Source organism: Lactococcus taiwanensis (assembly GCF_014905395.1).
Classification (GTDB): Bacteria; Bacillota; Bacilli; order Lactobacillales; family Streptococcaceae; genus Lactococcus; species Lactococcus taiwanensis.
Genome location: NZ_BNDT01000003.1, coordinates 223951 through 236790, shown reverse-complemented (window position 1 = coordinate 236790; position 12840 = coordinate 223951). Strand labels below are relative to the sequence as shown.

The window sequence follows — 12840 nt, the reverse complement described above, 5'->3', positions numbered from 1 at the left end:
CCTCGCTTAGGAAGGCCCATCAATCATCGTATATTGAAATGTTCCTCCGAGACTATTATTTTGCGATAACAAACTGTTGTTTGCCTTCACAGCTATACCAGTATCTGTCGAAAAGGTCATTGTATACCAACTACCAGCACCTGTCATCTTAATCCAAGATGGCAAAGTGCTGTCACTGGTGAGACTGGCTATTTGAATCGCACTATTAACCGTTAGAGCTGTTGGATTTTTTGTTGAAGGATCAATCCAGTAATATTGCAAACCACTAGGGAAGTTGTTTTGTAGAAGCTTTAATGTCACATGACTATTGGGATTTTGTCCCCGGTCATCGCTAACTACTAAGGTTTGCGGACTTGTTCCTGGAATGAGATTTGACCAAGAGCCATCTACGGGTGTCCCTTGTGTCGCATTGGGATCAAGGAATATATTGAACGTGCGACTCATACTAGAAAGGGCAGTTTGAAGTTGAAGGCCATTTGGTTGATACCAAGAAATATATTTACCTGCTGCGATAGCTTGTAGGTCACCTGCAGCGTAATTATTTGGTGAAAGGTTAGCTACCTGCAACGTCGGGTTAAACGTGGTTAGTGTCCCTGTGTTTATGCGATACCAGACATCCGCACTGCTTGAAGTAATACTTGTTTTATTTGGCGAGGCTAAGTCATAAGTGTTATCAAAGCGATAGGCAGTTGAGGAGGAATGTGTTCTTAATCCTGTTCCTGAAATAGTGATTGGAAAAGTGAGCACAGTCGTAGAAAACACGGAATTACCACTGGTATTGAATGTAACAACTTTAGGATTATTCATTGTAATCCCACTCCCTAAGCCTGGTGCCAAAGTAGCAACACTTTGATTAGGATTTAAGTTATTAAAGAGTATTGATGACCCCTGCCCAAAATTCCACTTCACTGGACCAGCTAAAAATCCATCAACACCCGATACCCCACCTAAACTCATCACTCCACCAGTAGTAACCTTTAATGTCGCATTTTGACCAACGTTCACATTCCAGGCATTAAGGACATTAAGTGACATAAACCATCCACCTGAATAAGTTGAAGCCGTATTGGCAGTCCCGTTAATCAAAAAACTACCATTAATATTCCAATTTAGTGCCCCGCCTGACAAAAGTCCGCCATCATCATAGTACATGGTATAAGTTTTGTTAAGATTCCAAACCATTGATGCTCCAGCATCAACTTGCAGTGTTGAACCCCCATTCGGGTAATAAATGTAAAAAGGTTGATCATTTCCCCAACTTTGGTTTAATGTCGTTGTTCCATTGACGACCTCTAGATAGGTTCCCCCTTGTATCCATTCTCCTTGGTTATCTGCACCTGCACTACTCGCATCGTTTATATCATGATTTTGTAAGATGTTAAAGGTATTATTACCATAAAATAAAATTTTTCCTGTATCATTTCTTATTGGCTGTGCTCCATAAAGGCTATCTCCATTGGTTACAGTAACATTGTTATAGATTGTGGTAGCCTGTGCATTAGAGCCTTTCATCTGAAAAATGCCACTCGTAATATTATTGATGATCTGAGCATTTTTTAATGTTAATGTTGTTGAAGAAGAGATGGTGCCATTAGATCCAAACGCACGGGCCGTGCCATCACTTCCTCCTATACTCTGAGCGTTTGTGTAAGTTGTATCATTGTCCAGGTAAAGGGTAAAATTATTTCCGTTGATCGAGAGTGATTTCCCACTTATGACCACATTTCCTGTATTCAATACTGCATTACCAGGAATGTTACCAGTAACATTGAAAAACACAGTCCCATTAGAGCTTGCTGTAGGGGTAACTCCCTTATAGGTGTCTACCATATCTTGCCAGCTGGCAGTATTATAGTATGTCGCTCCGCTGAGGCCAGTTATTGAACCTGTCGTGTCAATGCTCCCCGTCAGAACAGAGGCGTGAACTTTTTGCTCTGCTTGAATTATAAAAAAAGAGGGGAGTAGCATTAAGAAAAAGAGGAGCATATATCTAAATTTCATACTTTTCCCTCCTATGGACCTGTTACGATAGTAGATGTAATAGTGGCACTGTAAGTTCCTGCGGCAATTGCTTTTGTGCTCCCATCAACAAGTAATTGTGCACTAACGTTTCCACTCGTCATTTTCCCGTTAGCCCCGTTCCCACTGCGTAGCACTTCTCCATTTTGTTTAAAAATATTAATGGCAGCTGCTCCAACAAGCTTACCATCTGTACTACTTCCAACAGTCACATTAAAGGCTGTGACAGGAAGAACCGTCGAATTGGTGGAAAGTGTAAAATCACTTATCCTTTGTTGAATACTAAAGGCCGTATTAGTCCCTGATAAGTTTGTAACCACAATAGGATTATCAGAGGCAGAGTTAACGCTCACCTGTCCTCCTGATATGATTTGATCGGCAAAACTAAAATTACCTGCTGTAATTGACCAAGTGTTTGCTGACGGAGCAGTCACATTAAAAAAGACGTTAGCCGTAGCATTTTGATTATCGACCACTGTGTCCGCTTGAACTAAAAAAGATGGACAACCTTGTGAAAAGCTCAAGATGAAAAGGCCAGCAGTCAAATAAAAATAGCGTTTTATCTCCTTCTTCACTGAGTCCTCCTTCAACACCCAAAAATGAAAGCGTATTCTATATACTTCATTTATAGCTTAATCTAAAACTTTTGTCCAACAATCTGCTTAAATACTTTTCATCTGAATACCAAAAACCCTCTTTTAAGAAAGAGGGTTTTAATTTATATCATTTTTGTGGTAAAACTACGACTTTCCATCACTTTGAGGATAGCCGCTGCAGTATCAAGGGAAGTAAAGAGGGGAATACCTCGACTAATCGCTTCTTGACGGATTCTAAAACCATCTGTTTCAGCAGTCAAAGATGCTCTTGTGTTGCCCATCGTATTGATAACCGCTTGAACACGACCCTGACGGATATCTTCTACCAAAGTGCCCTCTTCATCCTCGCTTCCTAAAAGTTTTTCAACCTCACGGACATGAAGTTTATTCTCTTTGAAAAATTTTGCGGTACCTTGGGTAGCAATCAAGGAGTAACCGATTTCGGCAAAGCCTTTAGCGAGCAGGAGCGCCTCTTCTTTATCCTCTTGGGCAATTGTAAAAAGAATGGACCCATAATCAGCAAGATGAAGTTTCGCTGCTTCAAAAGATTTATAAAGTGCTTTTTCCAGCGTTACATCTGATCCCATTACTTCACCAGTGGATTTCATTTCTGGTCCTAAGAGACTGTCCACACGAGCCAATTTAGTAAAGCTGAATACAGGGGCTTTAACATGAACCATTTTCGAAGCTGGTGCAAGCCCTGATTTATACCCGAGCTCGTTTAGTGTTTTACCTAAAATCATCTTTGTAGCAAGTTGTGCCATCGGAATATTTGTCACTTTAGATAAAAAAGGAACGGTTCTTGAAGCACGTGGGTTTACTTCAATCACATATACTTGTTCTTCGTGAATAACAAATTGAATATTCATCATCCCTTTACAATTTAGACCTATTGCCAAACGTTGCGTATAATCAACAATGGTGTCAATAATTTCTTGTGAAAAAGTTTGCGGCGGATAGACTGCCATGGAGTCCCCTGAGTGAACCCCTGCACGTTCAATGTGTTCCATGATTCCTGGAAGAAGTACATCGGTACCATCACAGATTGCATCTACTTCGCACTCACGTCCTTGTAAATAAGAATCGACTAAGACGGGATGCTCTGGTGATGCTTTAACCGCACGGTTCATATAATCTCTTAAATCATTTTCATTGTTAATAATCTCCATCGCGCGTCCACCTAAAACAAATGAGGGTCGGATAAGGACAGGATAGCCAATTTTATTAGCATTTTCTACCGCTTCTTCCTCAGTAGTGGCTGTTGCTCCTGGTGGCTGAGGAATTTCTAAATCCTGAAGAGCTTTTTCAAAGCGGTCACGATCCTCGGCACGTTCAAGATCATCCACCTGAGTTCCCAATATGGTTACTCCTGCTTGCGAAAGTGGCTCAGCAAGGTTAATTGCCGTTTGCCCACCAAACTGGACAATTACCCCTAAAGGTGCTTCCAGATCAATAACATTCATGACATCCTCAAAAATTAAAGGTTCAAAGTAAAGCTTATCAGAGATAGAAAAATCTGTTGAAACTGTTTCTGGATTAGAATTAATAACGATAGCTTCGTATCCCAAAGCTTGAATAGCCTTCACACAGTGTACAGTTGCATAATCAAATTCAACACCTTGTCCGATACGAATCGGTCCAGAACCAAGGACGATAATTTTTTCACTGTCTGATCTCTCTGATTCATTCTCCCACTCATAGGTTGAATAAAAGTAAGGTGTGGAGCTTTCAAACTCAGCAGCGCATGTATCAACCATTTTATAGACAGGTAGAATTTGATTTTCTTTTCTACGACGGCGAACTTCTATTTCCTCAACATTCCAAAGTGCTGCAATTTTACGATCTGAAAACCCATTTCGCTTTGCACTTTTAAGGAGTTCAGGGTCAAAAATATTGACACTAAGCGCTTCTTCAAGCTCCACAATATGGAGAAGTTTATCCAAGAAGAAGAGATCTATTTTCGTCAATTCAGAAATCTCCTCAATCGAGATTCCACGACGGATGGCTTCTGACACATAAAATAGGCGGTCATCTTGGGCCTTGACCATCTTCTCATATAATTGTTCATCAGAAGCCTGCTGAGCTTCTTCTAATTCATTATGGATTGTCCCTATTTCAAGGGAACGTACTGCTTTAAGTAAGCTCTCTTCGATATTATGACCAATTGCCATAACTTCGCCTGTTGCTTTCATCTGTGTTCCTAGTTGGCGATCACCCTGTTCAAACTTATCAAATGGAAAGCGAGCAATTTTGGCCACCACGTAGTCTAGAGCTGGCTCAAACATAGCATAAGTCGTGTTTGTTACTGGATTAATAATTTCATCAAGTGTCATTCCTACTGCGATCTTAGCTGACATTTTTGCAATTGGATAACCTGTCGCTTTGGAAGCCAGTGCAGAAGAGCGGCTCACACGTGGATTGACCTCGATGACATAATACTTATAACTTTCAGGATCGAGCGCTAATTGAACATTACAGCCTCCCTCGATTTTTAGAGCACGAATAATCTTTAAACTTGCATCGCGTAACATTTGATATTCATGATCAGAGAGGGTTTGGCTTGGTGCAAAGACTATGGAATCTCCCGTATGAACCCCTACAGGATCAAAATTCTCCATGTTACAAACCACAATAGCATTATCTGAAGAATCGCGCATGACTTCATATTCGATTTCTTTAAAACCTGCGATAGAACGTTCAATAAGGCATTGGGTCACAGGACTTAATTTAAGTCCATTGGAAGCTATTTCACGAAGTTCTTCTTCAGTGTTACAAATTCCTCCACCTGTTCCTCCCATAGTAAAAGCAGGACGCACGATAACTGGATAACCAATACTTTGTGCAAAAATCAGAGCTTCTTCAACGGTATGAACAATCTCTGATTCTGGAATCGGTTCTCCTAATTCTTCCATCAATTTTTTGAAAAGATCGCGGTCTTCAGCTTGGTCAATGGCGCTGAGTTTTGTACCTAGAAGTTCAATATCTAATTCCTCTAAGATTCCAGTTTCAGAAAGTTCCATTGCCATGTTAAGACCAGTTTGACCTCCCAACGTTGGTAAGAGGGCATCTGGAGTTTCTTTTCGGAGAATTTTACTGACAAACTCAACAGTAATTGGTTCGATATAAACACGGTCTGCGATTTCACGGTCAGTCATGATGGTTGCAGGATTTGAATTAATCAAAACCACCTCATAGCCTTCTTCTTTCAAAGCAAGGCAAGCTTGAGTTCCAGCATAATCAAATTCAGCAGCCTGACCAATGATGATGGGTCCTGAACCGATGATGAGAATTTTTTTAATATCTTTACGCTTTGGCATTTGTTTTCTCCTTCAATCTTTGAGTACTTTTTGTACCCAATTCAACAAAAAACATCTGCCAGAAACCTAGCAGATGTGTCCCAAAATAATCATTTTCATTACTTACTAAAACGCTGGGTTCTTCAATCACTGATACAGAAGAACTGACAGCTTTGTCAGTAACTTATAGAATTTTTTTCTTGATGCACAACCTTGCTAGCCTCTCTGGACTAGATTAAAAGTTTTATTTTTATTAGTTTAGCAAAATATCACAGACATTACAAGCGCTAGCTTTTTCAAAGTAGTTTTTGTAAATCTGCTTCCATCTCTTTTGGCTCCGTCGCAGGGGCAAAGCGACTGACTACTTGCCCTTGACGGTCAATCACAAATTTTGTGAAATTCCATTTAATCGTACTTCCTACCGTACCTTTGGCTTCTTTTTTCAAAAACTGATAGAGTGGATGCGCCTCTTTACCATTCACTTTTATTTTTTGAAACATGGTAAAAGTCACCCCATAATTGCGTTGGCAAAACTCATTGATGGAGTCATTATCGCCTGCATCTTGATTAGCAAATTGATTGCAGGGAAAGCCCAAAATTTCTAAGCCTTGAGCATGATATTTTTTATAAAGCTCTTCCAATCCTTCAAATTGTGGCGTTAAACCACATGTACTTGCGGTGTTCACAACAATGACGACTTTTCCCTGATAATCAGACATTGCTACTTTCTCACCATTCATTTTAATGGCTTCAAAATCATAAAAATTCATTTTTTCCTCCAGAATCATTCTTTTCGGGTGAAAGACTGCTGATCAGTCACACTGTTCATTGATAAGTATACCGTTTTCACCTTTTTTTTGCTAGCGTGTCGATTCTAATTTTCGTATTTTACCCAACTTTTCTATTTTATGATAAACTAGCCTTATGAAAAATAAATCTCGGCGTAGACGTAAGCCTTCTCGGGTCTCCGCTTTAAGCAAAATCATTCTCATCCTTGCACTTAGCTGGTTGGCGCTGACTTATGGAAAAAGTATTACTGACAGAACCGTCAGTGACTCCAAAAGCGCTGCAGAAGTTAAGCAAATGGTTCAATATAATTTTATTCGTGATATCGCACCCCTCGCTCAAAAAAACCAACAAGAATATAATATCCTCGCATCAGTTACGATTGCTCAAGCTTGCCTAGAATCTAATTTTGGCCAAAGTACTTTGGCAAGTAAATACCATAATCTCTTTGGTGTCAAAGCGTCTGGTGATGTCCCAACAGTAACTCTAGATACCCAAGAATATGAAAATGACCAATGGGTGACCATCCAAGGGCAATTTCGAGTTTATGAAAGTTACCAAGCAGCTGTGGAAGCCCACAGCAAACTTTTTGTAGAAGGGACAACTTGGAATCCTAATCAGTATGCCAGTGTCCTTACGGCCTCTGATTACACCAGCGCCGCTAAAGCGATCCAAACCTCCGGTTACGCCACAGACCCTACATATGCAGATAAATTAATCGAAATGATTGAAACTTATCAGCTTGAAAATTATGATAAAGTTAATCCTTCTGCCTAAAAAATCACTGACAAGCCCGTCAGTGATTTTTTATTCTTCTCTTTGCAGTATCTTTTGCAAATTTTTATCATAGTTACGAACCTGTGGAATAATCCAAAGGAGCAGGCCAGCAAGGATACCTCCAAGCCCTGCAATCACTAGCATATTTTGGACACCTAACCATCCTGCTAGCGGTGCCGCAAATACGAGCCCAATCGGACCTGCCAATCCCATTAATGCGGATGTCAAGCCCATCACCCTTCCTAAATATTGTGGCTCAAAAGATTGCTGCGTCATTGCCAAATTCATTGAGTTAAAGAGAGGCGTAACCAATCCTGCCAAAACATTTAAGAGTAAAAATAACCAAAAGCTCGTCATCCGACCAGGTAAAAGTCCTGATGAGCCAACGCTCACCCCAACAACAAGATAAGCCGCTATGATCCAAGGCATCCGATTTTTTACCTGACCAAAAAATCCCACGAAGAAACCTCCCAATAGCATTGCTCCTGCGTAAACGACTTCAACCCAACCCGCATGCACAATCGTTCCACCAAAATATTTGGTAGTCACTAAAGGATAGAGGCTGATTCCCGGCATAAACAACAGCATAAATAACGTGCCAATTAGTGTAATTCTCCATATTCCCTGATTAGCATGTAATTTTTTAAAGCCATCTTTTGTATCTTTCAACAAATGTATTTTCTCACCCAGAGAAGGGACTTCAGGGATAGTGACTAAAAGTAGCATTCCAGTACCCAGGACAAAACCAATTACATCTAGTAAAATGACCCAGTGAATAGGGAAAGCTGCAACTAACCATGCACCAAGAGCAGGTGAAATCAAGTAAACCAAGGACTGCATCATCCCAAATTGACCATTCACACGGGTAATTTCTTCTTCTGGAACCATGGTTGGAATAATAGATTGTACGGTTGGCATCTGAGCAGTCTGTGCAATAGCGCGTATTCCTATTGTTACAAAGACCAATCCCAAAGGATAAACCTCATGAGAAATCCCATAGATAAATAATCCCAAAGCCACTAAAGCTGCAATGGCATCATAAGAAATCAATAATATTTTCTTATTCAAACGATCAATAAAAGGACCGACAAAGGGTGAAAGAAAGACCATTGGCACCATACCAATTAAGGTAGCCACTGCTAAAACAGACTCTTTGCCTGACTCTAGGGTCAAATACCAGATAATTGCATATTGCACTACCATCGATGACACCCCCGTCAGCAACTGACCCATTAAAAAGAGATAAAAGTTTTTACGCCACTTTTTCTCAACGCCAGGTAAAACATTTTTCTTCATTGGTCTCCTCTTTTTTATAAAGCGCTATCATTTTATACTTTTGAAAAGAGCGTGAACCTCTCCTTTCACACTCTTTTACACCCTTTATTTGGGATAATTTTTATCAAAGACCACCTTCGCACGACGATGTTCGATAGTGGTATTAATTGCTTTGAAAACTTCCATTAAGATCACTGCTCCCACTGCTAATCCAGCTGCAATTACCCATTGACTCCATCCAAAATTAGCCGGAATAGAGAAGATTCCACGTAAGAAAGGTAAAGTAGTCAAACTGTATAAAGCTAAACAGAAGGCTACAGCACCAAGGACATACTTGTTACTGAAGAATCCAAGTCGGAGGATATTTTGTGAATTTGATCGCGCAGCAAAAGTTTGTAACGTACGTGCCAAAATCAAAGTAGTAAAAGCCATCGCTACTCCCATCTCTGCCGAAATTTGTTGGCCAACATATTGTGAGATGATAGCGGCAACCCCAATTAAAGTTCCTCTGACTAGGATAATACGCATGAGCCCATTAGCAAAAATTCCTTCATCCAAGCGTCGAGGTGCTTTAGCCATCACATCTGGTTCCTCTTTTTCCATTCCTAAAGCAATCGCAGGAACAGAATCATTTACTAAGTTGATAAAGAGTAATTGAAGCGCAGTAAATGGATTAACCCAACCCACAACCAAAGCAAATACAATTGCGATAATCGCCCCTAAGTTTCCAGAAAAAAGATAGCTGATTGATTTTTTGATATTATCGTAAACCGTGCGTCCAATTGAGACAGCTGATACAATAGAGACAAAATTATCATCTGTCAAAATCATACTTGCTGCATCTTTTGCTACATCTGTACCACTTCCCATAGCAATCCCGATATTCGCTTGTTTCAGTGCTGGAGCATCATTTACCCCATCACCCGTCATGGCAGTGACTTGTTGCTCATTTTGCCAAGCACGTACAATTCGGATTTTATTCTCTGGAGAGACACGAGCATAAACAGAAATATTCTTCAAATCCTCACGCAGCTGCTCATCTGACATTGCATCTAACTCTTGTCCTGTGACCGCACGATCGCCTTCATCCATCAGACCAATATCTTGCGCAATCGCTTGAGCCGTAGTCTTATGGTCTCCCGTGATCATAATCGTACGAATACCAGCTTTTTTAGCTTCTGAGATTGAATCATAAACAGCTTCACGTGGCGGATCAATCATAGCTGTAAGCCCAATTAAAATTAAATCATTTTCATCTTCTAAGGTCAGCTCATCAACATGATGGTCAGCTGGTTTATAAGCATAGGCAAGCACACGTAAGGCTTTCTTACTGAAGTTTTCATTTTGTTCTTGAAATTGTTTGCGAAGCTCATTTGTAAATGGTTGGACCTCGCCATCTAAAAGAACCTGAGTACAACGTGTGAAGAGAACATCTGGTCCTCCTTTTACAAAAATGGTCTTTGTTCCTTCAAAATCATTTAAGGTACTCATCAACTTGCGCTCAGAGTCAAATGGGAACTCAGCGAGACGAGGAGCAGCCTCCCGTACTTTTTGATAAGGTTGACCCATTTTATCGCTATAAGCAATCAATGCTACTTCCGTTGGGTCGCCTAGCGACTGTCCTTCTTGTGAGAAAGACGAGTCATTACAGAGGACCATCGCATTAAGCAATAACTTTTCATCTTCCTCTTGCAAATTATCCAGTGATGTAGTTCCCTTACTTGGTAAGTAAGTTTCTACAACAGTCATTTTATTTTGTGTTAATGTCCCCGTTTTATCCGTACAAATAACAGAGGTGGAGCCTAATGTTTCAACGGCTGGAAGATTTCTCATAATCGCATGTTGTTTTGCCATTTTGTTCGTTCCTACGGAAAGAACAATTGTCACAACGGAGGAGAGAGCTTCTGGGATGGCAGCCACGGCTACGGCTACGGCAAACATAAACGAGTCTAAGATTGCTTTTTGCATGTCTACGACTTGATCAGAAGTAAACAACCGCAGAATTTGCACCGCAAATATCAGTAAGCATAAACCAAGGATTGCCCAACCAAGCTGTTTACCAAACTTCTCCAATTTTTGTTGGAGTGGAGTTTGTTTAGCTTCTGCAGTTTCAAGCATTTGTGCAATTTTCCCGATTTCTGTCTGTTTTCCGATATGCGTAACTACAAAGTCAGCACGACCATAGACCACTAAGCTAGAACTAAAGACCATATTAATACGATCACCAAGGCCTGCCTCTCCATCAATCGGAACTGAAGCTTTCTCTACGGGTTCAGATTCACCTGTGAGCATTCCTTCTTCCACACGCAAATTTTGTACTTCTAAAAGCCTACCATCTGCTGGAATAAAGTCACCTGCCTCAAGTGAAACGATATCGCCTACAACTAATTCACGCGCTGCGATGGAAACTTTTTCCCCATTACGTAACACTTTAGCTGAAGGTGCTGACATTTGTCTCAGAGCGTCTAATGAACTTTCTGCACGCTTTGTTTGAATCACTGCTACTGCTGAATTTATCATCAATACAATGAAAATAACAATTGATTCAATAAATTCGCCCAGAAATAACTGCACGAAGGCTACCAATAGCAAAATAATCACCATTGGGTCCTTTAGTGTTTCAATGAAAAGTTGCCAAGTAGAAGCGCTCTTTTTTGCTTCTAATTCATTAAAGCCATCTTTAGCTTGGCGCGTTTCCACTTCTTCTTGTTCTAACCCATTTAAGTGGCTAGAAGTTGCTTTGAGGACTTCTTCTGTAGATTGATTGTAATACTGCACGAATGTTCTCCTTTTCTCTAAGTGACTTCTGGCTGAGTCTTTTAATAAATGAACGTCTCATTAAAATTTTAATAATACATCCTTTTATAAAAAAAGACCTTTGCCAGAAATCAAAACTGGCAAAGGTCTTGCTAAACATACATATGTATGTCAACAAAGCCGGTGAGCGAACCCACGAATTGACGACTTTGTTTCGGTTGAACCGACGCTACTCCCCTTTGGAATACTTAACTTATCTTCATTTTATTAAAAAAGGAAGCGTTTGTCAAGGTTTCACTCCTTTTTTGTCCGCAAGAATTGAATAGCCGCTCTATTTTGTGCCTTCAAATCTATCCCTTGCTGTTTTGCCGCAAAGACACAACCACAATAACATTGACGGTATATTTCATAGTCTCTACACATTTCCAAAGAGCGCTGGTAGCCTTTATTCTTTTTAAAATCACTTGGTAGGTAACTTACTTTATAAATTTTTTGAATATCTAAACCAATTTCATTAATTAACTGACTATTTTTCTTAGGAGATAGCGTTAAGGCGCTCCCAAAGTAATCAAATCCTAGTTGTACTGCTTTTTCGGCTACAAGATCAAGGCGCATCTGAAAACAAGCACTACATCGATTTCCGCCTTCTGGTTCTTCTTGTAGGTGATTTTCTGCCACCATCTTGAGGAAAACTTGAGGTTCATATGCTCCAGCAATAAAGCCTACCTGTGCACCTGTACGTGCATTGAATTCCGTAATAAATTCTTCTTGAACTTTCATCCTACGCTCGTATTCGCTCGAAGGATGAATATTAGAATTTGCAAAGTAAATTGTTACGTCTGCAGATTTTGTAAGATACTCAAGTGAGTAGGTACTACAAGGCGCGCAACAGCTATGTAGTAAGATTCTGGGACGGATATTGTCTTCTTCCCATGATGCTCTTACTTTTTGAAAAACCCTATCATAATTGATTTTTTGATTCGGATTCATTTTTTCAATAATTTCTAAACTGTTTATCATAATAAATACATAATTTCCAAAGTAATCGTTCGCTAAAGTTCTATATTATTCGAGTGTCATCGGGTAACGTTGCGCAAGGCTTTAATAATCAAACCCGTCAAACCACAAGTTAAAGCTCCAACGATTCCCACTGCGCCTATAAACGTAAAGGATTCATCATAGTTTAACTTTCCATAAAAATAAAGGCCGGTGCTCAAGGTTGCCAAAACAAGCCATGTTTTGCTCACAACTACTTTTTCCCTCATCGGTCTATACTCCTTTTTTATTTTAAATTATACCATGAGTAAGCCTAATTGAGTACAAATAAATGTATG

At 40.0% G+C, this 12840-nt stretch carries 8 protein-coding genes and 1 pseudogene; 1 reads left to right on the top strand and 8 read right to left on the bottom strand.

The features are described from left to right. Positions 1 to 6: 6 nt before the first annotated feature. The 4 genes from JKP71_RS05220 to JKP71_RS05205 all read right to left on the bottom strand — a co-directional run bounded on the left by JKP71_RS05220 (position 7) and on the right by JKP71_RS05205 (position 6681). Positions 7 to 1986: a beta strand repeat-containing protein gene (locus JKP71_RS05220; RefSeq protein ID WP_373298620.1), complete on the bottom strand. Its 1980-nt coding sequence runs from the start codon at positions 1984 to 1986 to the stop codon at positions 7 to 9. Between the two features lie 26 nt (positions 1987 to 2012). After that, complete coding sequence (locus tag JKP71_RS05215) at positions 2013 to 2594, bottom strand: hypothetical protein (protein ID WP_200407272.1); 582 nt, start codon at positions 2592 to 2594, stop codon at positions 2013 to 2015. 143 nt (positions 2595 to 2737) lie between these two features. Next, positions 2738 to 5932, bottom strand: a complete 3195-nt coding sequence (carB, locus tag JKP71_RS05210) for a carbamoyl-phosphate synthase large subunit (protein WP_200407271.1) — start codon at positions 5930 to 5932, stop codon at positions 2738 to 2740. Between the two features lie 275 nt (positions 5933 to 6207). Further along, complete coding sequence (locus JKP71_RS05205; RefSeq protein WP_075525752.1) at positions 6208 to 6681, bottom strand: glutathione peroxidase; 474 nt, start codon at positions 6679 to 6681, stop codon at positions 6208 to 6210. A 154-nt stretch (positions 6682 to 6835) separates the two neighbouring features. Here JKP71_RS05205 and JKP71_RS05200 point away from each other — a divergent pair, with 154 nt between their 5' ends. Next, positions 6836 to 7474: a glycoside hydrolase family 73 protein gene (locus JKP71_RS05200; RefSeq protein WP_075525753.1), complete on the top strand. Its 639-nt coding sequence runs from the start codon at positions 6836 to 6838 to the stop codon at positions 7472 to 7474. A 30-nt stretch (positions 7475 to 7504) separates the two neighbouring features. Here the strand turns inward: JKP71_RS05200 and JKP71_RS05195 are convergent, their stop codons facing one another. The 4 genes and pseudogenes from JKP71_RS05195 to JKP71_RS05180 all read right to left on the bottom strand — a co-directional run bounded on the left by JKP71_RS05195 (position 7505) and on the right by JKP71_RS05180 (position 12771). Next, the gene (locus tag JKP71_RS05195; RefSeq protein ID WP_200407270.1) at positions 7505 to 8770 is read right to left on the bottom strand and encodes a Mef(A)/Tet(V) family efflux MFS transporter; all 1266 of its coding nucleotides are present in this window, start codon (positions 8768 to 8770) and stop codon (positions 7505 to 7507) included. 84 nt (positions 8771 to 8854) lie between these two features. After that, positions 8855 to 11536 (bottom strand): annotated as a pseudogene (locus JKP71_RS05190) (cation-translocating P-type ATPase); the annotation flags it as partial. Between the two features lie 264 nt (positions 11537 to 11800). Continuing rightward, positions 11801 to 12526 (bottom strand): epoxyqueuosine reductase QueH, encoded by a 726-nt coding sequence (locus tag JKP71_RS05185; protein WP_200407268.1) that lies wholly within the window; start codon positions 12524 to 12526, stop codon positions 11801 to 11803. Positions 12527 to 12582: 56 nt separating this feature from the next. After that, positions 12583 to 12771, bottom strand: a complete 189-nt coding sequence (locus JKP71_RS05180; RefSeq protein WP_075525757.1) for a hypothetical protein — start codon at positions 12769 to 12771, stop codon at positions 12583 to 12585. Between the last annotated feature and the right edge of the window lie 69 nt (positions 12772 to 12840).